The organism is Actinomadura mexicana, assembly GCF_900188105.1.
GTDB lineage: Bacteria > Actinomycetota > Actinomycetes > Streptosporangiales > Streptosporangiaceae > Spirillospora > Spirillospora mexicana.
The window spans coordinates 74,756-96,416 of record NZ_FZNP01000019.1 but is presented as its reverse complement, the minus strand read 5'-3'; the positions used below and the strand labels follow the sequence as shown (position 1 = coordinate 96,416).

The 21,661-nt window shown below is 73.2% G+C and carries 18 protein-coding genes; 12 read left to right on the top strand and 6 right to left on the bottom strand.

Annotated features, from left to right (window positions below; all coding sequences use genetic code 11):
- Positions 1 to 6: 6 nt before the first annotated feature.
- The gene (gene add, locus CHC11_RS34445; RefSeq protein ID WP_089316067.1) at positions 7 to 1,032 is read right to left on the bottom strand and encodes an adenosine deaminase; all 1,026 of its coding nucleotides are present in this window, start codon (positions 1,030 to 1,032) and stop codon (positions 7 to 9) included.
- A 99-nt stretch (positions 1,033 to 1,131) separates the two neighbouring features.
- Between add and CHC11_RS34440 the strand changes: the two genes are divergently transcribed.
- Positions 1,132 to 2,106: a helix-turn-helix transcriptional regulator gene (locus tag CHC11_RS34440; protein WP_089316116.1), complete on the top strand. Its 975-nt coding sequence runs from the start codon at positions 1,132 to 1,134 to the stop codon at positions 2,104 to 2,106.
- 71 nt (positions 2,107 to 2,177) lie between these two features.
- Here CHC11_RS34440 and CHC11_RS34435 read toward each other — a convergent pair whose 3' ends face one another.
- The 3 genes from CHC11_RS34435 to CHC11_RS34430 form a co-directional block, all read right to left on the bottom strand.
- Positions 2,178 to 3,095, bottom strand: coding sequence for an SDR family oxidoreductase (locus tag CHC11_RS34435; RefSeq protein ID WP_089316066.1), 918 nt, complete (start codon positions 3,093 to 3,095; stop codon positions 2,178 to 2,180).
- Positions 3,096 to 3,164: 69 nt separating this feature from the next.
- A complete protein-coding gene (locus tag CHC11_RS41770; protein WP_165959128.1) occupies positions 3,165 to 3,311 on the bottom strand; it encodes a GPGG-motif small membrane protein in 147 nt (48 codons plus the stop codon).
- A 264-nt stretch (positions 3,312 to 3,575) separates the two neighbouring features.
- Positions 3,576 to 5,738, bottom strand: coding sequence for an anthranilate synthase component I (locus tag CHC11_RS34430; protein WP_089316065.1), 2,163 nt, complete (start codon positions 5,736 to 5,738; stop codon positions 3,576 to 3,578).
- A gap of 534 nt (positions 5,739 to 6,272) precedes the next feature.
- On the opposite strand from CHC11_RS34430, the gene CHC11_RS34425 reads away from it, so the two are divergent.
- The 11 genes from CHC11_RS34425 to CHC11_RS34375 all read left to right on the top strand — a co-directional run bounded on the left by CHC11_RS34425 (position 6,273) and on the right by CHC11_RS34375 (position 17,575).
- Positions 6,273 to 6,524 carry a DUF3311 domain-containing protein gene (locus CHC11_RS34425; RefSeq protein WP_089316064.1) on the top strand — a complete coding sequence of 84 codons (252 nt, stop codon included), beginning with the start codon at positions 6,273 to 6,275 and terminating at the stop codon, positions 6,522 to 6,524.
- A 4-nt stretch (positions 6,525 to 6,528) separates the two neighbouring features.
- Positions 6,529 to 8,139 (top strand): monocarboxylate uptake permease MctP, encoded by a 1,611-nt coding sequence (gene mctP / locus CHC11_RS34420; RefSeq protein ID WP_089316063.1) that lies wholly within the window; start codon positions 6,529 to 6,531, stop codon positions 8,137 to 8,139.
- A gap of 252 nt (positions 8,140 to 8,391) precedes the next feature.
- On the top strand, positions 8,392 to 9,492 hold the full coding sequence (locus CHC11_RS34415) for an exonuclease/endonuclease/phosphatase family protein (RefSeq protein WP_089316062.1): 1,101 nt from the start codon (positions 8,392 to 8,394) through the stop codon (positions 9,490 to 9,492).
- The gene (locus CHC11_RS34410; RefSeq protein ID WP_089316061.1) at positions 9,489 to 10,439 is read left to right on the top strand and encodes a DUF6772 family protein; all 951 of its coding nucleotides are present in this window, start codon (positions 9,489 to 9,491) and stop codon (positions 10,437 to 10,439) included. The genes CHC11_RS34415 and CHC11_RS34410 overlap by 4 nt, the downstream gene beginning before the upstream one ends.
- Positions 10,440 to 10,453: 14 nt before the next feature.
- Positions 10,454 to 10,792: a hypothetical protein gene (locus tag CHC11_RS34405; protein ID WP_089316060.1), complete on the top strand. Its 339-nt coding sequence runs from the start codon at positions 10,454 to 10,456 to the stop codon at positions 10,790 to 10,792.
- Positions 10,793 to 10,805: 13 nt separating this feature from the next.
- The gene (locus tag CHC11_RS34400) at positions 10,806 to 12,320 is read left to right on the top strand and encodes an ABC transporter substrate-binding protein (RefSeq protein ID WP_089316059.1); all 1,515 of its coding nucleotides are present in this window, start codon (positions 10,806 to 10,808) and stop codon (positions 12,318 to 12,320) included.
- Positions 12,317 to 13,378, top strand: a complete 1,062-nt coding sequence (locus tag CHC11_RS34395; RefSeq protein WP_089316058.1) for a LacI family DNA-binding transcriptional regulator — start codon at positions 12,317 to 12,319, stop codon at positions 13,376 to 13,378. Before CHC11_RS34400 ends, CHC11_RS34395 begins: the two co-directional genes overlap by 4 nt.
- The gene (locus CHC11_RS34390) at positions 13,378 to 14,304 is read left to right on the top strand and encodes an ABC transporter permease (protein WP_089316057.1); all 927 of its coding nucleotides are present in this window, start codon (positions 13,378 to 13,380) and stop codon (positions 14,302 to 14,304) included. The genes CHC11_RS34395 and CHC11_RS34390 overlap by 1 nt, the downstream gene beginning before the upstream one ends.
- Positions 14,305 to 14,569: 265 nt before the next feature.
- Positions 14,570 to 15,448, top strand: coding sequence for an ABC transporter permease (locus tag CHC11_RS34385; RefSeq protein ID WP_089316056.1), 879 nt, complete (start codon positions 14,570 to 14,572; stop codon positions 15,446 to 15,448).
- 25 nt (positions 15,449 to 15,473) lie between these two features.
- The gene (locus CHC11_RS34380; protein WP_089316055.1) at positions 15,474 to 16,508 is read left to right on the top strand and encodes an ABC transporter ATP-binding protein; all 1,035 of its coding nucleotides are present in this window, start codon (positions 15,474 to 15,476) and stop codon (positions 16,506 to 16,508) included.
- Positions 16,505 to 17,575: an ABC transporter ATP-binding protein gene (locus CHC11_RS34375; RefSeq protein WP_089316054.1), complete on the top strand. Its 1,071-nt coding sequence runs from the start codon at positions 16,505 to 16,507 to the stop codon at positions 17,573 to 17,575. The genes CHC11_RS34380 and CHC11_RS34375 overlap by 4 nt, the downstream gene beginning before the upstream one ends.
- Here the strand turns inward: CHC11_RS34375 and CHC11_RS34370 are convergent.
- Both CHC11_RS34370 and CHC11_RS34365 read right to left on the bottom strand, forming a co-directional pair.
- Positions 17,560 to 18,213 carry a TetR family transcriptional regulator gene (locus tag CHC11_RS34370; protein WP_089316053.1) on the bottom strand — a complete coding sequence of 218 codons (654 nt, stop codon included), beginning with the start codon at positions 18,211 to 18,213 and terminating at the stop codon, positions 17,560 to 17,562. The genes CHC11_RS34375 and CHC11_RS34370 overlap by 16 nt on opposite strands.
- 270 nt (positions 18,214 to 18,483) lie before the next feature.
- Complete coding sequence (locus CHC11_RS34365; RefSeq protein ID WP_089316052.1) at positions 18,484 to 21,375, bottom strand: M36 family metallopeptidase; 2,892 nt, start codon at positions 21,373 to 21,375, stop codon at positions 18,484 to 18,486.
- Positions 21,376 to 21,661: the final 286 nt, after the last annotated feature.

Below are 21,661 nucleotides of genomic sequence, written 5' to 3'. Positions count from 1 at the left end.
TCCGGCTCAGCCCAGCGCGTCGATGTCGGCGAGGATCGCCTTGCGTCCCTCCTCGTCCAGCGACGAGGCCGTCACGGCGTTGCGGGCCAGGGAGGCCAGCTCGGCGCGGCCGAGCCCGAACACCTCGGCGGCGACGCGGTACTCACCGGTGAGGGTCGTGTTGAACATCGGCGGGTCGTCGCTGTTCAGGGTGACGAACAGCCCCTCCTCCAGCATCCGCGGCAGGGGGTGGGCGGCGAGGCCCGCGACCTGGCCGGTGCAGACGTTGGAGGTCGGGCACACCTCCAGCGGCAGCTGCGTCTCGCGCAGGTGGGCGACGAGGCGCGGGTCGTCCAGGCAGTTGGTGCCGTGGCCGATGCGCTCGGCGCCGAGGCCCTCGATGGCCTCCCAGATCGTCTCCGGGCCGGTCATCTCTCCCGCGTGCGGGACGCTGCGCAGCCCGGCGGCGCGGGCGGCGGCGAACGCGTCGCGGAACGCGTCCCGGAACGGCGCGCGGCACTGCTCGATGCCGCCGATCCCGAAACCGACGAGCGTCTCCGGCGGGTGGTGCAGCGCGTGGTCGAGGGTGCCGCGGGCGCCCTCGGCGCCGAACTCGCCGGGGATGTCGAAGATGTAGGAGAGGCGGACGCCGAGCCGGTCGCGGGCCTCGCGGGCGGCGAGGTCGAGCGCCTCGGTCACCGCGGGCATCGGCATCCCGGCCCGCTGGTGGGTGTACGGCGTGACGGTCAGCTCGACGTACCGGACGTTCTGCGCGGCGAGGTCGCGGGCGATGCCGGAGACGAGCGTGCCGACGTCCTCCGGCGTCCGGACGAGGCCGGACACCGACTCGTACACCTCGGCGAAGTGCGGGAAGTCGCGGAACTCGTAGAAGGCGCGCAGCTCGCGCTCGTCGACGGGGACGGCCCCGTCCGGGTGGCGGCGGGCGAGTTCGAGGACGGTCGGGACGGAGGCGGAGCCCACGAGGTGGACGTGGAGCTCGACCTTCGGGAGGGCGTCGATGAACGCCGCGATGCTGCTGTCGTCGGTAGGCACGCCGCGAAATTAGCAGCCACCCGACCTGCCGGCACAGGCGAATGCGGCGAACCTCCCACGAAATTGTCAGGAACCCTCCCGTTCGGCAGGATGGTCACCGTGCGCGCCGCCCGCCTGATCTCCACCGTGCTCCTCCTGCAGTCGCGGGAGACGATGACCGCCGCCGAACTGGCGCGCGAGCTGGAGGTGTCCGAGCGCACCGTCTACCGGGACATGGACGCGCTGTCGGCGGCCGGGGTGCCGGTCTACGCCGACCAGGGGCGGGGCGGCGGGTACCGGCTGGTCGGCGGCTACCGGACGCGGCTCACCGGGCTCACCCGCGAGGAGGCCGAGGCGCTGTTCCTGTCCGGGCTGCCCGGCCCCGCCGGGGACATGGGACGCGCCGACGCGCTCGCGGCCGCCGAGCTGAAGGTCCTCGCCGCGCTGCCGAGGGCGCTGCGCGACGCGCCCGCCCGCGCGAACCAGCGCTTCCACCTGGACGCGCCCGGCTGGTTCGGCGAGAGCGGACCGCCGCCGCTGCTGCGCGACCTCGCCCGCGCCGTGTGGGACGACGAGACCGTGGAGCTGCGCTACCGCCGCAAGGACTCCGAGGTCACCCGGACGGCCGAGCCGTACGGGCTCGTCCTCAAGAACGGCGTCTGGTACCTGGTCGCACGGACCGGCGGCGGGCACCGCACCTACCGGGTGGACCGCGTCGCCGCCGTCCGCCCCACCGGGGAGTTCTTCCAGCGCGACGAGGACTTCGACCTCGCCGGGCACTGGCGCGGGCAGGCCGCCGCCTTCGTGCGGTCGGTGCTGCGCGAGGAGGCCACGGTGCGCCTGTCCCCCACCGGCATGCGGATCCTGCGGTACGCCGTCGAGCCGTACGCGGCCCGGCAGGCGGCCGCGGCCGCCGGCGAGCCCGACGAGCGGGGGTGGGTGGTGACCATGCTGCCGGTGGAGTCGGCGGCGGTCGCGGCGTCCGAGCTGATGCGCCTCGGGCCCGAGGTCGAGGTCCTCGCCCCGCCGGAGCTGCGGGCGCGGATGGCGGGCAACGCCGCCCGGCTCGCGGAGCTCTACCGGACGGCGGACTGACCCGCGCGGCCCCGCCCGCGCGGGCGGTCCTGCCCGCCGGTCCCGCTCCCCGGCCGGCCCGGGGCCGCCGGCTACCGGTAGCCGGTGACGTCGGCGGGACGGCCCGCCTGCTCCACCTCGACGATGTAGCGCCAGGCGTCGGGGCGGCTGCCGTCCGCGTCGGTGAACCCGTAGACCTGGGCGAGCCCGCCGCTGGACAGCGACGCCCCGTTCCAGCGCGCCCGGTCCGGATCGGCGGCCAGTGCCGCGACGGCGCGCCCCACGAACGCCGGCGACTCGGAGATCGCGAAGTGCGGCGTCGCCTTCGCGGCGTCGTGCCAGGTCTCCTCGGTGACGCCGTAGTTGTCGAGCATCGCCTCCGAGCGCAGCCATCCCGGCGTCAGCGACAGGGCCGTCGCGCCGTAGGGCGCGATCTCCTCCGACTGGGCGAGGGCCATCCGGATGACGGCGCTCTTGGCGAGATCGTAGAAGTAGCCGCACTCCCTGCGGTACGCGGCGTTGTACTCGGCGGTCCCGTCCGTGATCTCCACGACCAGGCCGCCGGGCTCGCGGATCAGCAGCGGCAGGGCGCAGTGGCTGGTGATGGCGTGGGTGTCGATGGCCAGCCTGAGCATCCGCAGGCCGTCGTCCAGGGACTGCTCCCACAGCGGCCTGCCGAACTCGAAGAGCCGGTCCGCGCCCCAGACGTCGTTGACGAGGACGTCCAGCCTGCCGCGCTCCTCGTCGATGCGGCGGACGAGGGCGGCGACCCGCTCCGGGTCGAGGTGGTCGACCTGGACGGCGATGCCCTCGCCGCCAGCGGCCGTGACCAGCTCGGCGGTCTCCTCGATGGTCTCGGGACGGTCCATCTCCGACCGGTGGGTCCGGGTGGACCGTCCCGTCACGTAGACGGTCGCGCCCGCGGCGCCGAGTTGGACGGCGATTCCCCGTCCCGCTCCGCGCGTGGCGCCCGCGACCAGTGCGGTCTTTCCTGTCAGTGCACGGCTCATGGGGATGATGCTGGCACCGAAACCTGACAGGTCACGTCAGGGTTTCGCCCCGGCCGGCCGAGTTTTCGGTCAGGTGAAGATGCTCACCCCACCGGGGCCGACGAGGAGTCCGACGACGATGAGGACGATGCCCCAGAGCAGGTCGCGACGCGCGAGGATCACGTAGATGCCGGCGATCACCAGGATGACCGCGATGAGCCACAGGATTGTCATCATGGCTTCCGGCGTCCCCCCAGAGAAGCCCAAGAAACCACAATCTCATTGTGGATGACCGAAATACCCGTTTTGTTGCGGAGGGGGGAGGACGGGCCTCCCCCCTCCGCGGGATAACGGCGATCACCCGCGCCGCGGAAGGGCGGCGCGCTGTGGCCGGGAACAAGTCTTCCGCCGCGACGGGGGCCGCGACAGGAACCTCAGGCCCATTTCCGGGCCCCGGTCCCTAGTGCTTCGGAACTACGGACGCCTCCACCCAGGGGACGGTCAGCCCCGGGAGCGGCACAGGCGCAGGACGTTGGCGACGATGCGGTGCCCGGCGCCCTCGGCGGCGGTGAGGATCGACTCCGGATGGAACTGCACGGCCCAGCGCCGCCGCACCGGGTCCTCGATCGCCATGACGACGTCCCCGGTCAGTGCCGTGATCCGGAATCCCTTCACGCGGTCGGGCGTGGCGTGCAGCGAGTGGTAGCGGGCGGCGGTGAACTCCTCCGGCAGGCCCTCGAACAGGTCGCCCCCCTCGACCTTCACCCGGCCGGGCTTGCCGTGGGACGGCTCGGGCAGCAGCGACAGCTCGCCGCCGGCGTGCTCGACCATCGCCTGCAGCCCGAGGCAGACGCCGAAGACCGGCAGCTTCCGGGCGTCCAACTCGTCCAGGAGGGCACGAGTGCCGAAGTCCTCCGGGCGTCCGGGGCCGGGAGACAGCACGACCAGGTCGGGCGCGTGCTCGTCCAGCAGCCGCACCGGGAACCCGTGCCGCAGGGTCACCACGGAGGCGCCGTGCTGCCGGAAGTAGTCGGAGAGGGTGTTGACGAACGAGTCCTCGTGGTCGACGAGCAGCACCCGGACGCCCTCGCCCGGCTGCACGGGGAGCGGCGTCTCCTGCGGCGCGGCGCCGGCGCCCTTCCGCACGGCGGCGAGCGCGCTCAGCAGGGCGCTGGCCTTGAGATGCGTCTCGCGCTCCTCCTCGTCGGGATCGGAGTCGTAGAGCAGCGTCGCCCCGGCCCGGACGGTCGCCACGCCGTCGCGGATCTGCGCGGTCCGCAGCGTCAGGCCGGTGTTCATCGAGCCGTCGAAGCCGACGCAGCCGACCGCGCCGCCGTACCAGCGGCGGGGCGAGTCCTCGTGGTCCTCGATGAACTGCATCGCCCACGCCTTGGGCGCGCCCGTGACGGTCACCGCCCACATGTGGGTGAGGAACGCGTCGAGCGCGTCGAAGCCCGGGCGCAGCCTCCCCTCGATGTGGTCGACGGTGTGGATGAGCCGGGAGTAGATCTCGATCTGCCGCCGCCCGAGGACGCGCACGCTGCCGGGCACGCAGATCCGGGACTTGTCGTTGCGGTCCACGTCGGTGCACATGGTCAGCTCGGACTCGTCCTTCGCCGAGGACAGGATCGTGCGGATCTGCTCGGCGTCCTCCAGCGGATCGGCGCCGCGCCTGATCGTCCCGGCGATCGGGCAGGTCTCGACGCGGTCGCCGCTGACCCGGACGAACATCTCGGGCGACGCGCCGACCAGGAACTCGCCCTCACCGAGGTTGAACAGGAACTCGTACGGGGCCGGGTTGGACTCCCGCAGCCGCTCGAAGAACGCGGCGGGCGCGTCGCAGCGCCCGTGCATCGCGTGCCCCGGCGTGACCTCGAACAGGTCGCCCCTGACGAACTTCTCCTTGGCGTCCCGCACCATCTGCGCGTAAACGCCGGGGACGGGCTGCGCCGGGACGCCGGCCCGCCGCCGGACCGGCGTCGCCCCGGTGTCGCGCGGCAGCCCCGCGGTGCCCGACCCGTCCACCTCGAACTCGTAGGAGATCCGGTGCGAGGTCTCGCGCTTGCGGTCGACGACGACCATCTCGTCGGCCAGGTGCAGGACGAGGTCGCGCTGGTCGTCGGGCCGCTCCAGCCGGGTCCGCAACGGCTCGAACTGCAGCGACAGGTCGTACCCGAACGCCCCGTAGAGGCCGAGGTGGGGGTCCTCGCAGCGGAACAGGTCGACGACGGCGCGCAGCGCGGTGAAGACGGTCGGCTGGCGGCTGCGCTCCTCCTCGGCGAAGAAGCCCTCGGCCGGCGGGACGAAGATCTCGAACAGGCCGGGCTCGTCGGTCCGCACCTCGCCGACGGCGCGCAGCGCGCCCGCCAGCGCGGGCAGGACGATCCGGCCGCGCCCGTTCAGGGGGCGGACGGCGACCGTCCGGCCGCGCGCGACGATCTCCAGGCAGGGATCGACGTAGGCCATGTGCCAGCGGCTGTAGCGGCCCGGGTACTCCATGCCGGAACTGAGCACGCCGCCGCGCCGCTCCCCCACGGCGGCGACGAGGACGTTCAGCGCGTCGGACTTGCGCTCGGAGTCGACCGGGACGGCGGTACGGGTCACCCGTACGCCCCCGGCCGTGACGAACTCGCTGGTCAGCGGCAGTCGTGAGACGGTCTCCACCGCGGTGGCCCCTCGTGTCGGGCCCCCACCGGGCGTCGCGAACACGAAACGACCGCCGGATGAGGGCGGTCGCTGGTCTGGAACACGCGCGAACCGGCACCGCCTCAGCGGCGCCACCACCACCGGGAGGCTGCGGTTCGCATGCGGCGAGGTTACCACGGACGCACCCGCGGGCTCTGCGCCCGCACGGGGAGCAGCGTCGTGACCAGGCAGAACACCGAGGCCGAGTTACGCGGGGCCGACCATCTCGCGCTCGTGGGCGGCGGCATGGAGCAGGCGGCGGACCGAGCCCGTCCGGCGACGCGCGGCACGAGCCGAACACGGCGGCCGGGCGGACCGTCCGGCCGTCCCCTGACCCGGTACCGACCGGTTCCCCACCTGGCCCTTCCTCCGGTGGAGCGATCCATCGAAGTCGTGCCGCGGCCGATATCCGGCTGTGACCAGGGGATGTGTAGGCTCGCCCGGCCGCACCCCCGGCACGGTCCCGCGCGCGATCCGGGCGGACCGTGCGCGGGCGAGACGAGGAGGACCCCTATGACTCCCGACGACTCCCGGGAACCGACTCCGACCCAGCCCCCGGCACCGGACGCCGACCGCACCGACCGGAGCCCCTGGAACTGGCTCCTGATCGTGCCCGTCGCGCTCCCGCTGCTCACTTTCCTCTACAACGACGACGAGCCCCGTCTCGCGGGCTTCCCCGCCTTCTACTGGATCCAGCTGGCCTTCATCCCGCTGGGCGTCGCCTGCACGGTCCTCGTGTACCAGATGACGAAGAAGAGGGGCTGAGCCGATGGCACGCGACCACCTCACCGAGATCATCGTCTTCGCCGTCCTGTTCCTGCTGGTCAGCGGGATGGGATTCGTCGCCGCCCGGTGGCGGCGGCCCGACTCCATGCACAGCCTGGACGAGTGGGGCCTCGGCGGCCGCAGCTTCGGCAGCTGGATCACCTGGTTCCTGATCGGCGGCGACCTCTACACCGCCTACACGTTCGTGGCCGTCCCGGCGCTGGTGTTCGGCGCGGGCGCGGCGGGCTTCTTCGCCGTCCCGTACACGATCGTCGTGTACCCGCTGGTGTTCCTGGTACTGATCAAGCTCTGGTCGGTGTCGCACGTGCACGGCTTCGTGACGCCGGCCGACTTCGTCCGGGCCCGGTTCGGCTCCCCGACGCTGGCGCTCGTGATCGCCATCACCGGCATCATCGCCACGATGCCCTACATCGCGCTCCAGCTGGTCGGCATCGAGGCGGTGCTGAAGACGATGGGCGTCAACGGGCACTGGCCGATCATCATCGCGTTCGTGATCCTCGCCGCCTACACCTACCAGTCCGGACTGCGCGCCCCCGCGCTGATCGCCTTCGTCAAGGACGTGCTGATCTACCTGGTCATCATCGTCGCGGTCCTGTACATCCCGGCGAAGCTCGGCGGCTGGGGCGACATCTTCGACGCGGCCAAGGCCAAGTTCGACAAGACGCCCGCGCCCGGTGACGGCATCACGATCGCCGGCAGCGGCCAGCTGAACTACGCGATGCTGGCGCTCGGCTCGGCGATGGCGCTGTTCCTCTACCCGCACAGCATCACCGGCGTGCTGGCCGGCAAGAACCGCAACGTGATCAAGCGCAACATGGCGGCGCTGCCCGCCTACAGCTTCGTGCTCGGCCTGATCGCGCTGCTCGGCTACATGGCGATCGCGGCGGGTGTGAAGCCGGTCAGCACCGGCGGCAAGCCCGACACCAACACCGTGGTCCCGCAGCTCTTCGACCACATGTTCCCGGACTGGTTCGCCGGCGTGGCGTTCGCCGCCGTGGGCATCGGCGCGCTGGTCCCGGCGGCGATCATGTCGATCGCGGCGGCCAACCTGTTCACCCGCAACATCTACAAGGAGTACATCCGCCGCGACGCCGACGCCAAGGAGGAGGCGACCGTCAGCAAGCTGGTCTCGCTGATCGTCAAGGCCGGCGCGGTGGTGTGCATCCTCGCCCTCGACCCCGAGTTCTCCATCGACCTGCAGCTCATCGGCGGCGTCATCATCCTGCAGACGCTGCCGGCGGTGGGGCTCGGCCTCGTCACCCGCTGGTTCCACCGCGGCGCCCTCATCGCCGGCTGGGCCGCCGGAATGGCGGCCGGCCTGTGGATGCTGTACCGGATCCCGAACCCGGTGAAGGGCAAGGAGCACTTCGGCGGCTCGGCCTACCCGCTGAGCGACCTCGGCCTGGACACCAAGACCACGGTGTACGTCGGCATGCTGGCGCTCGCCGTCAACGTGGTGGTGGCGGTCGGCGGAACCCTGGTGTGCAGGGCCGCCAAGGTCGCGGACGGCAAGGACGCGACGCGCCCGGCGGACTACCTCGCCGACGAGGGCGACCCGAAGATCAAGGATCTGGAGCTGAGCGCCAGCACCTGATCCGGCGAGGCCGACCATCGGCGGGCGCCGGCGCTCGCCGCGCGGAAAGCGGCCTCGCCACCGGTCACCGGACCCTGCTCCGGTAATCCGGTCACCCCCGACCGGCATACCGACGGCCCGGTCGTCCGCTCACGCGGACGGCCGGGTCGTTTTCTTTTCGGCTCTTGACAGGCGGATGGCCGAACATCCATGGTGTGTGAACGATCACGTTAACGTTAATGTGACGCCCCCGACAACGGAAGGCCTCCTCGCATGAGGACACCGCGTCCCCCCGCCCGTCCCCTCGCGACCCTGACCGCCGCCCTCGCCGCCGCGGCGCTGCTCGTCCCCGCCGCGGGCGCGCAGGCCGCGCAGGGCCCGCACCGCAAGCTCGACCTGCGGATCGCGACCTACAACACCTGCGGGCACGGATGCCTGCCGACCACGCAGGCCTGCGTCGACACCATCGGGCGCGACTGCGCCACCAAGCTCGAGCCCTGGGCCGACGGGCGCGCCGCGCGGGTCGCCGACGACATCGTCCGGGCGCGCGCCGGGGTCGTCGTCACCCAGGAGATCGGCAACAACCCCACGCCGACGCAGCCCGGCGTGGACGTGGAGTCGTTCCGCGCCCCGCTGACGAAGGCGATGCGGACCCGCGGCTACGCCGAGGCGCCCGCCGACTACGCCGGGACCAGGCACCCGCAGGCGGGCTACCCGCTGAAGTCCGGAGCCGGGCGCTTCACCTACTACGACGCCCGCAGGTTCTCCCACCTGGACGAGCGCGGCCGCGCGCTCCCCCACGACCTGCTGTGGCTGCCGGACTCCACCGAGATCTACGGCAAGACGATGACCTGGAACACCCTGCGCGACCTGCGCACCGGGATGCGGTTCGTGGTCGTCGACATGCACCTGGAGTACCGCAAGAACGGCGCGACCGACCCCAACGGCTGGACCAAGAACTGGGACGAGGTCCGCTACCTCGACGCGCGCCGGACGGCCGAGTACCTCACCCGGGACAACGCCTACACCCGGCGGCTGCCGATCGTGTTCGCCGGGGACATGAACTCGGCGTCGAAGGAGGACGGCCACAGCGCCTACGACGCCTTCTCCGACGTCGGCTACGCCGACTCGTTCGACGCCGCGCCCGCCGACCGCCGCACCGGCGCCGAGTACGCCTCGTTCAACGGCGGCAAGATCCCGCTGCCGAGGTCCGAGGACAAGATCGACCACATCTTCGTCCGCAACGGCACGCGCGTCCTGCAGTGGACGCTCGTCCCGCAGACCACCGCGCAGGCCGGCGAGCCGCGCGACCTGCTGCGGTCCGACCACAACATGATGCACGCCACCGTCAGGATCCAGGAGCCCACTCGATGACCCTCCCCGCGAGCGAGCAGTCGCTGGTCGCGCAGCTGCGCAGGGCCGACCCCGCCCTGTCCCGCTTCAACCCGCTGGACCGGATCCTCGTCCACGACGAGTTCAACACCGGCACGCACGGCTGGATCGAGCTGCTCGGCAACTACGACGGGCACGGCGACCTCGACACCGTCGACGACCACATGCGCGACTTCCGGCCGCCGCAGCTCAGTTCCTGCAACTTCTTCGACGTCGGCACGCACGGCGCGATGTCCGGGACGTACGCGCTGAAGGTCGCGACGCGCCCGGTGGCCGGGCACACCGGCGTCGCGATCCGGCGGCTCACGATGGCCGGACGGGGGCGCGTGCAGTTCGAGGCGTACCTGACCTTCAAGACCGAGGCCGCCTCGGAGGAGAACCAGGCGGCGCACAAGGCGGGCGCCGGCGAGTGGGACGCGAACCTGCACCCCTCCGAGCAGCAGTTCGGCGCGTTCACCATCGCCACCGACATCTGCGACGGCGTCCGCTACCACTGCGTCGCCCGCTACCTGAACACCGACGTGGAGAACCGGCTGCGGCGCGAGTGGGTGTACCCGACGGTGCCCGAGCCGACCCCGCGCGAGCACTTCGAAGGCAAGATCAAGCTGCCGCCGACCGCCGACTTCACCGCCCCGGAGCCGGACGACTGGAAGCCGTTCGGCGGACCGCAGGAGCTCTGCTACAACGAAGTGCCGACCAAGGTGAACTGGCACTACGTGCGCTGGGTGATCGACACCAGCACGCGCTCGAACATCGAACTGCAGGTCAACGACACCGTCTACGACATGCGCGACGTGCCGGTGCCGCCGTACGAGGAGGAGTACGGCTCCCTCGGGAACCTGCTGAACTTCTACGTCTCGGTCAGGACGCACACCGACGTGCGCAACTTCCTGTACCTGGACTCCGTCCTGATCTCGGTCGACTGGTGAGGAGCCCCCAGAGCATGCGTGAGTCGTTCACGGCGGTCCTGGAACGCAACCGCACCCTCGCGGGCGGCTTCGCGACGGAGCCGTACGAGGTGGCGTGGGCCGCGGAGGCCCGCTGGTTCGTCCGGACGCTGGAGCGGACCGGGGCCGGCGCCCTGATGCGGGTCACCACGCAGGTCTCCCCCGACGGCCTGCACTGGTGCGATCTCGATCCCGAGCGGGAGGTGTCCGACGACCTCGTCACCTGGGAGTCGTCCGGCTTCGGCGGCTGGCTGCGGCTGAAGGGCACCGTCGAGGGCGACGCCGGCGGCGAGGCGTCGGCGAAGGTCATGATCTACCTCGCGCTGAAGAGCTGAGAGAGGAGCCGTCATGGACGTGCGCAGGCGCGAGTTCCTCGCCCTGACCGGCCTGGCCGCCTCCGCCGTGGCGCTCGGCGGCTGCGGGGCGCCTGGGGCGGCGGCCGCGCCGGACGGCTCGCTGCGCGCCGCGTTCGGGCAGCCGGTCACCGACCTCGACCCCTACAACGCGGGGACGGCGGTCGACGAGGCGTCACTGATCGTCAAGCGGCTGGTGTTCGACACCCTCGTCCGCTACGAGGGCGGGCGGCTCGCGCCCGGACTGGCGACGTCGTGGCGGCGGACCGGCGACACGACGTGGGTGTTCGAGCTGCGTCCCGGCGTCCGCTTCCACGACGGGAGCCCGCTGACCGCGCGGGACGTCGTCGCCTGCGTGGAGCGCACCAAGGCCGTGAAGTCGGCGCAGTCCGCGCTGTGGGCCACGGTGAAGTCCGCGCGGGCGGACGGCGACCACCGGGTCACGTTCGTGACGGACGGTCCGATGGGCACCCTGCCGGTGAACCTGACGCTGCTGTTCATCGTGCCGGCCCGGCGCGTGGCCGACCCGGCGCAGAAGCGCCGCCCGGTGGGCTCGGGCCCGTTCCGCGTGACGGGGTTCACCCCGTCGACCAACGTGGAGCTGGCCCGGTTCGACGGGTACTGGGGAGGCCGCGCCGGGCTGCCCGGCATCTCGATGCCGTTCATCGCCGAGACCTCCAGCGCGATCACGGCGCTGCGGAACGGCGACGTCGACCTGCTGTGGCCCGTTCCGTCCGACCAGCTCGGCGAGGTGCGGGGGCGGCGCGGGGTCAGGGTCGCGACCGTGCCGAGCTGGACCTACTACCTCACGTGGTTCAACTGCGGCCGCAAGCCGTTCACCGATCCGCGGGTCCGGCGCGCGATGTGGCAGGCGCTGGACATGGAGGAGATCGTCGGGAAGCTGTTCGGCGCCGGCGCCGAGCAGATGCGCGCGCCGATCCCCTCCACCGTGTTCGGCTACGCCGAGCAGCCGCCGTACCGGTACGACCCGGGCGCGGCCCGCGCGGCGCTGCGCGCCGCGGGCCTCGGGGACGGCTTCGAGACCACGATGATGTGGTTCGACGCCACCGGCCCCCTCGCCCGGGAGCTGGCCCAGTCGATGATCTCGGCGTGGGCGCGGATCGGGGTCGAGGTCAGGCCGCAGAGCATCGAGAAGGCCCAGTGGCTGCAGCGCCTCAACTCCCTCGACTGGGACATGGAGCTGCAGACCAACACCGTGACGACCGGCGACGCCGCGTTCACCCTCGGCCGGCTCTACACCTCCAAGGCCGACCGGATGGGCTACCGCAACGCCGGGCTGGACGCGGTGCTCGCCGAGGCCGGGCAGGCCGCCGACCCCGAGCGGCGCGAGGAGCTGTACGCGCGGGCCTGCAAGACGATCTGGGACGACGCGGTCGGGATCTTCCCCGCCGCGCTCACCACCGCCTACGGGCTGCGGACCGGGCTCACCGGCTTCACCCCGGCGGCGAACAACCAGCCGGACCTGTCCGCGGTCAGGAGGAATCCATGACACCCCGCCGCAGGGCCACCCTGCGGGACATCGCCGCCGCCCTCGACCTGTCGGTCAACACGGTGTCCCGCGCTCTGGCCGGCAAGGACGCGGTCAGCCCGGAGACCCGCGAGCGGGTGCGGGCCGAGGCCGAACGCCTCGGGTACGTCCCGAACACCATGGCGCGCTCCCTCGTGCAGGGCAACGCGATGACCCTCGGGCTGGTCATCACCAACCCGTCCAACCCCTTCTACACGCGTCTGATCAGCGCCATCGAGGACCGCGGCCGGGTCCACGGCTACTCGCTGATGCTGATGGTCACCGAAGACAGCGTGGACAACGAGAAGCGCGTCGTGGAGGAGCTGATGCGCTGGGGCGTGGACGGCGTCCTCGCGGTGCCCGTCCAGCACGGGATCGACCACTGGGACCGGCTCCGCAAGTCGGGGACGCCCGTCGTCCTGGTCAACCGCGACCTGCCGGGGCTCGACACCGACCTCGTCGGCGTCGACTACTACGACAGCGCGCGGCGCGCCACCGAGCACCTCGTCGCCGAGGGCGCCCGCGACCTGTACCTGGTCGAGGAGGACCTGGACATCTCGCCCGTGGCGGAGCGCGTCCGGGGGTTCCGGGCCGTGCTCGACGAGCACGGCATCGCGGTCCGCGACGACCACATGGTGAAGGTGCCGACCCGGCGCCGCGAGGCCAGCTCCCAGCCGTGGGACCCGGTGGACTCCTACGAGATCGGGCGCGGTCTCGCCGCCCGCCTCGGGCCGGGCTCCGCCGTCCTGGCCGGCAACGACTACTTCGCGCTCGGCGTGTACCGGGCGCTCACCGAGCACGGGCTGAGCATCCCCGGCGACGTCCGCGTCGCCGGGCACGGCGACCACCCGTTCGCCGCCTACCTCGCGCCGGCGCTCACCACGGTCCGGCTGCCGGCCGCCGACGTCGGCGCCGCCGCGGTGGACCGGCTCCTGGAACGTATGTCGGGCGAGTCCGGCGCGGGCTCCCCGCGGCAGACCCTGCTGCCCGCGGAACTGGTCGTCCGCGCCTCGTCGCGGACCGCGAACGGAGGCGGCTGATGGGACGGTTCCTGCTGAGGCGCGCCGGTCAGGCCCTCGTCGTGGCCTGGGGCGCGATCACGGTCGTGTTCCTCGTGGTGCGCGTCGTCCCCGGCGACCCCGCGACGCTGATCCTCGGGCCGGACGCCGGCCCCGCGCAGCTCGCCTCCGTCCGCGCCGACTTCGGACTCGACGAGCCGCTCTGGCGGCAGTACATCGCGCACATGGGCGAGATCCTGCGCGGCGACTTCGGCGACTCGTGGCGGCTCGGCGGCGGCGCGATGGGCGCCGTCCTCGACCGGTTCCCCGCCACCCTGACGCTGGCCGCGCTGGCGCTGGTCATCACCCTCGCCGTCGGCTACCCGCTCGGCATGCTGTGCGCGCGGCGGCCCGGCAAGATCCTCGACCTGCTGGTCTCCACGGGCTCGCTGGTCGGGCAGGCGGTGCCCTCGTTCTGGCTCGGCATCGTGCTGATCCTGCTGTTCGCCCGGCAGCTGAACTGGCTGCCGAGCACGGCGGGCGGCGGCCCGGAGGCGGTGATCCTGCCCTCGGTCACGCTGGCGCTGCCGTTCGTCGGCTGGCTGGCCCGGCTCGTCCGCAACGGCGCGCTGGAGGAGAGCGGCAAGGACTACGTCCGCACCGCCCGCGCGAAGGGGACCGGCGAGGGAGCCGTGATGTACGTGCACGTCGCCCGCAACATCGCGCTGCCGGTCGTCACCGTCCTCGGGCTGCTGATGGGCAACTTCATCGCCAACGCTGTGATCATCGAGGTCGTGTTCTCCTGGCCGGGCATCGGCTCGCTGATGGTGGACGCGATCACCAACCGCGACTACGCCGTCGTCGAGGCCGCGATCGTCACGATCACGGTCTCCTACATCGCGTTGAACCTGCTCGTGGACGTCCTGTGCGTCGCCCTCGACCCGAGACTGACTCCGGAGAACGCATGAGCGCAGCGAACCGGGGGGTGTGGGGGGTCGCCCCCCCACTGGGAGAACGCATGAGCGCAGCGAACCGGGGGGTGTGGGGGGTCGCCCCCCCACTGGGAAAACGCATGAGCGCAGCGAACCAGGGGGTGTGGGGGGTCGCCCCCCCACTGGGAGAACGCATGAGCGCAGCGAACCAGGGGGTGTGGGGGGTCGCCCCCCCACTGGGAAAACGCATGAGCGCAGCGAACCAGGGGGCGTGGGGGATCGTCCCCCACAAGGAGGAAGCATGAGTGCCATCGCTCCCGCCGTGGTCACGGTCCCCGCGGCCCGGCGGCGCAGGAGGCTGCCCGCGCGGGCGTGGGCGGGCCTCGGGATCGTCGGGCTGTTCGTGCTGGCGGCCGTGTTCGGGCCGATGCTGATGCCCTACGACCCGGCCGCGACCGACCTGCCGCACCGGCTGCTGGCGCCGGGGTCCCGGCTCGGGGACGGGTCGGTCGCGTGGCTCGGCACCGACCAGGTCGGGCGCGACATGCTGACCGCGCTGCTGGCGGGAAGCCGCGTGTCGCTGCTGGTCGGCGCCGCCACCGTGCTCATCGGCGGCGCCGTGGGCCTGGTGGCGGGGCTCGTGTCCGGCTACTTCGGCGGCTGGACCGACGGCGTGCTGTCCCGGTTCGGGGACGTGCAGCTGGCGTTCCCGTCGATCCTGCTCGCCATCCTCATCGCGGGCGTCCTCGGCCCGAGCGTCACCAACATCGTCATCACGCTGGCGGTGACCCGCTGGGTGATCTTCGCCCGGGTGGTGCGGGCGTCCGCGCTGGCGACCCGGGACCTGGAGTTCGTCGACTCGGCGCGGGTGCTCGGCGCGGGGCACGCGCGGATCCTGTTCCGGCACGTGCTGCCGTCGTGCTGGCAGCCGCTGCTGGTCGCGGCGACCGTGCAGATCGGCCTGGTCATGGTGGCGGAGGCGTCGCTGAGCTTCCTCGGCCTCGGAATCCCGCCGGACCAGGCGTCCTGGGGCGCGACCGTCTCGGCGGGCCGCGACTACCTCGGCTCGGCCTGGTGGATCTCCACCATGCCGGCGATCGCGCTGGCCGCCGTCGTCACCGGCGTCGGCCTCGTGGGCGACGCCTTCCGCGACCTGACCGACCCGCGCTCGCAGATCTGACGGCGCACATCCCATGGAGGCGCACATGACCGTTCCAGCCGTCGACCACGCGCACGCCCCGGCCTCCGGGGACGTGGCCGCGGAGCTGCGCGACGTGCACATCGGGTTCCGCTCCGGCCGGCAGGTCACGCCGGTCGTGCGGGGCGTCGACCTGCGGCTGCGGCGCGGCCGCGTCCTCGCCCTGGTCGGCGAGTCGGGCAGCGGCAAGAGCCTGACCTCGCTCGCGCTCATCGGGCTGCTGCCGCCCGGCGCGCAGGTCACCTCGGGCTCCGTCGTCCTGGAAGGCGAGGACACGGGCGGGTTCTCGGCCCGGCGCTGGCGCGAGACCCGCGGCAGCCGCGTCGCGATGATCTTCCAGGATCCGATGGCGGCGCTGAACCCCGGCTTCGCCGTCGGCCCGCAGATCGCCGAGCCCTTCCGGCGGCGCCTCGGCCTCGGCCGGCGGGAGGCCCGGGAACGGGCGGTCGCGCTGATGCGCGAGGTCGGCATCGCCGGCGCCGGGTCCCGCTACGGCGACCACCCCCACGAGTTCTCCGGCGGCATGCGGCAGCGCGCGGTGATCGCGATGGCGCTGGCGCTCGGCCCGTCGGTGCTGCTCGCCGACGAGCCCACCACCGCGCTCGACGTCACCGTGCAGGCGCAGATCCTGCGGCTGCTGGCGCGCCGCCAGCACGAGGCGGACCTCGCGACCCTGCTGGTCTCGCACGACCTCGGCGTGGTGGCGCGGGTCGCGCAGGACGTCGCGGTCATGTACGCCGGGCGGATCGTGGAGCGCGGCCCGCTGGACGCCGTCTACACGCGTCCCGCCCACCCGTACACGCTCGGCTTGCTGGAGGCCATGCCCGACGCCGGGTCCGGCGGGCGCCTCAAGCCGATCGACGGCGTCCCGCCGGACCCGCGGCACCGTCCCGGCGGCTGCGCGTTCCATCCGCGCTGCCCGTTCGCGACCGAGAGGTGCCGCACCGAGGACCCGCCGCTCACCGAGGACGGCGGCCGCGCCGTCGCCTGCCACCACTCCGCGGAGGTCGTCGCCTCCCAGCACAGCGAGGAGCCCAGATGACGGCCACCGCGCAGGACACCGAGGTCGTGCTCAAGGTCAGCGGCCTGGAGGCGGGGTACGAGCGCCCCGGCCGCCACGGGTTCGGGCGGCGGCGGGTGCCCGTCGTCGCCGGGCTCGACCTGACCGTGCGGGCCGGGCGGACGCTCGGCGTCGTCGGCGAGTCGGGCTGCGGCAAGTCGACGCTGGCGCGGGCCGTGGTGGGGCTGCGCCCCGCGTTCGCCGGGTCGATCGAGTTCGCGGGCGCGGACCTGGCGTCCGTCCCGCCCCGGCGGCGGCGCCGCATGAGCCGCGACCTGCAGATGGTGTTCCAGGACCCCTACACGTCGCTGAACCCGAGGATGACCGTCGCCGACGTCATCGCCGAGGGCTGGCGCGTCCATTCCGGGATCGTGCCGCGCGACCGTGCGGACGCCGAGGTCGCCCGGCTCCTCGACCTCGTGGGCCTGAGCCCCGAGCACGGCCCCCGGCACCTGCACCAGCTGTCGGGCGGCCAGTGCCAGCGCGTCGCGATCGCCCGCGCCCTGGCGCTGCGGCCCAAGCTCCTGGTGTGCGACGAGGCGGTGTCCGCCCTGGACGTGTCGGTCCGCGCGCAGATCCTCAACCTGCTGGCCGACCTGCAGTCCGAGCTGGGCGTGGCGTACCTGTTCATCTCCCACGACCTGGACGTCGTCCGGCACATCGCCCACGACGTCGCCGTCATGTACCTCGGGACGATCGTGGAGCAGGGCCCGGCCGCCGAGGTGTTCGGCGACCCGCAGCACCCCTACACGCGGGCGCTGCTGTCGGCGGCGCCGTCCGTCCATGACCGGCCGGACGACGACGCGGGTGAGATCGTGCTGCGCGGGGAGGTGCCGCCGCCGGCCGAGCCGCCCAGCGGGTGCCGGTTCCGGACCCGCTGCTACATGGCCGCCGACGTCTGCGAGCGGGAGACGCCCGCGCTCGTCCCGCGGGACGGGCTGCCCCAGGCGGTGGCCTGCCACTTCGCCGACGGCGCCGGATCGACGGCCCCGCCCGCGCGGGGCCGGGCGCCGGAGGGCGGGGCGCGCGAGGGTCAGGCGCGGCCGTAGGCGTCGGACGGCCTGGGGCCGCGGGCTTCGGACGCGGCGGCGGGCAGCCCGCCGAGGACGAGTTCGACGAGGCCGTCCACGACGGCCTCGCGCGGCACGTCGTCGGCGTGGTCGAGCCACCAGTCGCCGGCCGTCTGCACCATGCCGACGATCGCGTGCCCCCACACGTAGGCGCGCGTCCGGTCGGCCATCTCCCCCTCGGCGATCATCACCTCGGCCAGCTCCCGGCTCACATCCCGGATCATGGTACTCATCGCGCTGTGCGTGGCCGTGTCCTCGGCGCTCGCCCGGTGCATGAGGAACCGGTAGAGGTTGAGGTTCTTGGAGATCGTCGCCAGGTAGGTGTCGATGGTGGAGCGGGTGCGGTCGCGGATCGGGTCGTCGCGGGAGAACTCGTCCCGGATCCCTTCGATCAGCTTGCGCGTGTGCCGCTCGGCGAGCGCCTGGTAGAGGCCGCTCTTGTCGCCGAAGTGGCGGTACAGGATCGGCTTGCTGATCCCCGCCTCGGCGGCGATCGCGGCCATGGACGCCTCGGGGCCCTCCCGCTGGATGACCCGGTCGGCCGCCTCCAGCAGGGCACGGCGGCGGCCGGGATCACGCCGTGGTCCGGGCTCCGGCGGGTCCGCCGCACTCGTCATGACAGCACGGTATCCGGGGGTGTTACCCGGTGACAACACCGGCCGCCCGCGGCGGGGAGCCGGGCCCGCAGCGGGCCTGCCGTCTTCTCCGCGGATCAGCCCAAGTCGAGGTCAGAGCAGCGGTGGACACCGGTGGAAGGCGCTGCCGGGGTCGGGGACGCGCAGACGGGCCCCCTGGCGGGCACCGCCGAGCGTCCGGCCGGTCGGCGCCCGCCGCGCAAGGCGGAGCGGGGGGCGGCTGCTCTCCGCCCCCCGCCTGGCCGGTGCCGCCTACCGGGCGAACGCCTGGATCTCGGCGGTCCGGACGATGCCCGCGCTCGGGCTCGCGGTGCCGCAGTCGGTGCCCGACCGCGGGTCGGCGTCCTGCTCACCCGCGTAGGTCGGCGCGCCGGTGCACTGGCTGGAGACCACGTCGAGGCGCAGGTGCGTCGCGGTGACGTCCCGCAGGTCGAACGAGCGCATGATCAGGTCGGGCGCCGTGGGCCGCGGGCGGTCGGCCGGGAAGGCGTCGGACGGGCTGGTGTAGACGGTCCGGTACGAGGCCGCCCGCGCGCAGTCGGCCTTGGAGGCGTCGCAGGCCAGCAGCCGGAAGGCGCGCAGCGCCGTGAACCGGTTCTGCGTGCCGCCCGGGCCCTCCGGGTCGCCCGCCGCCGACGGCCGCAGCATCGCGCTGACCTGGACCCGGCCGACCCTGACCGGGCGGTCGCCGGCCAGGTCGACGGTCACCTGCCGTCCGGCGACCGGGGCCGTCACCGACTGCCAGTCGGTGGCCTCCGTCTCGTCCAGCAGTGCGGCCTGGGACGCCCCGTCGCCGGTCGCCGTCGCCCCGTTGGCGCTCGCGGCCACGTTGCGGGACATCGCGACCGGCAGGGTCCGCTGCGACGTGCCGATCGCGGCGGTGAACCTCCGGTGCCCGAAGCCCGCGCCCACCGCGACGAAGGAGTACCGGCCCGGAGTGAGCGCGACGGTGTCGCCGAGCGGGGTCGCCGGGTCGGTGTCGGCGACGGGCACCGCGCGGGCCTCGTAGTCGCCCACGTAAAGGCGGACCTTGCCGCCCCTGGCGTCCCCGAGGGGAGTCAGCCGGACGCGTGCGTCGCGCGACAGGGGCGAGGCGAAGCTCGGTGCCGGGTCGGCGTCGGCGGGGCCGTTGCTGGCGGCGTCCTCCCCCAGTCCGTGCTCGGCGAAGACCTTCCACATCATCTCGTGGTCCCTGCCGCCGAAGCGGATGGCGTCGGCGGCCAGCAGGGCGTCGCGGTGGTCGACGTAGCTGACCGCGCCACTGGCCATGAGCAGCAGCGCGTCGAACGACACCTGCGCCCACCGCCGGTTGCCCGGGCACTTCGCCACCGGCACCGCCCCGTCGGCGCACTTGCGCTGCGACGCGGCGCCGCCGTCGCCGTACCGCCGGACGAACGCCGCACGCAGGTCGAACTGGGTGGCGGTCCAGATCTCGCCGTCAGCGTGGACCTGGGTGCCGACCAGGTCGTACCCGAGGTCGGCGTAGTTCAGCGGGCTCCGGCTCATGTCGTAGTTGCGGATTCCGGCGCGCCGGTCGCCGGTGGCGTACCCGCCGACGACGTACGGCGTGCGGCCGGGCTGGCGCAGCCCGTACTCGTTGAGGTACTCCATGGCGAACAGGTCGGAGGTGCTCTCGTTCATGGCGCCCGCCTGCGGGCCGCTCCACCCGGCGTCCGGTCCCGCGATCATGCGGCCGGAGATGGCGTGGGTGTACTCGTGCCCGATGACGCTCATGTCGAAGTCGCCGTCGACGCACGGCGGGTAGAACGAGCCCGCGATCGGCTGCCACAGGTACATGTTGGTGATGGCGGGGGTCCCGTCCGGCGGGGTGATCTGGTTGGCGTTGTCGCGAACGGCCGGGAACCGCGCCCCGGCCTGCGCGTTGCCCTGCTCGGGGTCGCCGCCCAGCCCGCCGCGCTCACCGTTGTCGGCCTGCATGTTCCAGGCCGACTCGGTGAAGCCGAGCCGGTAGGACCAGTCGTGCATGCGGTTGTGCTGGACGAACAGGTTGGACATGGCCGCTTCCAGGTCCGCCTCCTGCGGGGTGTCCAGCGTCGCGGGGTCGCACTTGCTCGTGTACCACTGGTTGGTCCACGGATAGGTGTAGCCGCGGTCGGGCTTCGGCGCGCCGGTGCGGGTCCCGACCGTGAACGGGTCGCTGCTAGCGCGGTTCTCGTGCGCCCTCGCCGCGTTGCCCACGGTCGTCGTGCTCGGCGCGCCGGTCGCCGGGTCGACGTCCCAGGGCCGTCCGCTGGAGGGGTCGCCGCCGACGGCGCGGCAACCCGCCGCGGGCGCGAAGCACCAGGTCTCCCGGGTGTCGCGGGAGGAGTAGTCGCCGGGCGGGGTCGCCGGGAACACCGCCCAGCGCGGGTTGTCGCCGTCGTGGTCGACGAGGTTCTCCCGCACGAGCACCGAGCCGGTCCGGGCGTCGACGTGGGACGTGACGGCCTTCGGCTCGGCCCCGGAGGCGTCCATGAGCGTGACCTGGTACGCGCTGCGGACGCCCTCGGCCGTGGGCACCGCGACGAGCCGCGCCTTGCCGGGGTCGCCGGCCGACGCGGAGATGCCCGCGTCCCGTCCGGCCGCGGCCACCGCGTCCTTCGGGGAGAGCGTGGCGGGCGCCGGGGCGCCGCCGTCCCGGGAGAGGGTCGAGGTGACCGAGACGACCTCGCCGCCGGTCACGCCGACCGCCACCAGCCCGTCGTGGCCGGCGGGCAGGCCGCCGAACCGCTGGCGCAGCAGCACGGCCGCGCCGTCGCCGATCGGGTTGACGGCGACCTTCTCCAGGGCGCCGACGGCGGCGGCGTCGAGGCCGAACAGGTCCCGGTGCCCGGCCAGGTACGCGCGGGCGGCCTTCTCCGGATCGTCGGGCAGCCCGTCTGCCAGGGGCCCGGCATCGGTCACCGAGGCGGGGGTGCCGAGCTTGTTCCACCGCACGGTCACGCCGCGGGCGGCGCCCACCTGGCGGCTCGTCGGGGCCAGCCGCCCCGGCCGCGCGTCCTTGTCGGCCGGTTCGGTGTGCTCACCCGGCGGCTGCGGACGGGGAGGTCGCGGCTCGGCCCGTCCGGGGACTGCGAGGCCGACGGTGAGGAGTGTTCCGGTGGCCGCCAGAGCGGTCGCGGAGGTCCAGCGTTTCCTGGGCACCTTGCCTCCTGGAGGCGGGCCCAAGGGCCCGGTCTCGGGGGATCGGCCGGAGGGGACGCCCGGCCGATCTAGAGACAAGCAGCGCTCACGTAACTCAACTATGGCGAATCACTACATTTACGAAGTGTCGTCGGGCGGCGGTCTTCGCCCTTGACACCGCCGTTTCCCCCCGAGTCCCACGTCAGGCGCCCCGCCGTCCCGCGGCGGCCGCTCCCCCGACCGCCCGACCGGATGACCGGGCCCGGCCACCGGCACGCCGCGTTCCCTCACCGGGTCGAGAACAGAC

Bases quoted from the DNA above. Each gene is read 5' to 3' on its own strand.
- CHC11_RS34435 (WP_089316066.1), bottom strand. From the start codon at position 3,095: ATGAGCCGTGCACTGACAGGAAAGACCGCACTGGTCGCGGGCGCCACG.
- CHC11_RS41770 (WP_165959128.1), bottom strand. From the start codon at position 3,311: ATGATGACAATCCTGTGGCTCATCGCGGTCATCCTGGTGATCGCCGGC.
- CHC11_RS34425 (WP_089316064.1), top strand. From the start codon at position 6,273: ATGACTCCCGACGACTCCCGGGAACCGACTCCGACCCAGCCCCCGGCA.
- mctP (WP_089316063.1), top strand. From the start codon at position 6,529: ATGGCACGCGACCACCTCACCGAGATCATCGTCTTCGCCGTCCTGTTC.
- CHC11_RS34415 (WP_089316062.1), top strand. From the start codon at position 8,392: ATGAGGACACCGCGTCCCCCCGCCCGTCCCCTCGCGACCCTGACCGCC.
- CHC11_RS34410 (WP_089316061.1), top strand. From the start codon at position 9,489: ATGACCCTCCCCGCGAGCGAGCAGTCGCTGGTCGCGCAGCTGCGCAGG.
- CHC11_RS34405 (WP_089316060.1), top strand. From the start codon at position 10,454: ATGCGTGAGTCGTTCACGGCGGTCCTGGAACGCAACCGCACCCTCGCG.
- CHC11_RS34400 (WP_089316059.1), top strand. From the start codon at position 10,806: ATGGACGTGCGCAGGCGCGAGTTCCTCGCCCTGACCGGCCTGGCCGCC.
- CHC11_RS34395 (WP_089316058.1), top strand. From the start codon at position 12,317: ATGACACCCCGCCGCAGGGCCACCCTGCGGGACATCGCCGCCGCCCTC.
- CHC11_RS34390 (WP_089316057.1), top strand. From the start codon at position 13,378: ATGGGACGGTTCCTGCTGAGGCGCGCCGGTCAGGCCCTCGTCGTGGCC.
- CHC11_RS34385 (WP_089316056.1), top strand. From the start codon at position 14,570: ATGAGTGCCATCGCTCCCGCCGTGGTCACGGTCCCCGCGGCCCGGCGG.
- CHC11_RS34380 (WP_089316055.1), top strand. From the start codon at position 15,474: ATGACCGTTCCAGCCGTCGACCACGCGCACGCCCCGGCCTCCGGGGAC.
- CHC11_RS34375 (WP_089316054.1), top strand. From the start codon at position 16,505: ATGACGGCCACCGCGCAGGACACCGAGGTCGTGCTCAAGGTCAGCGGC.
- CHC11_RS34370 (WP_089316053.1), bottom strand. From the start codon at position 18,213: ATGACGAGTGCGGCGGACCCGCCGGAGCCCGGACCACGGCGTGATCCC.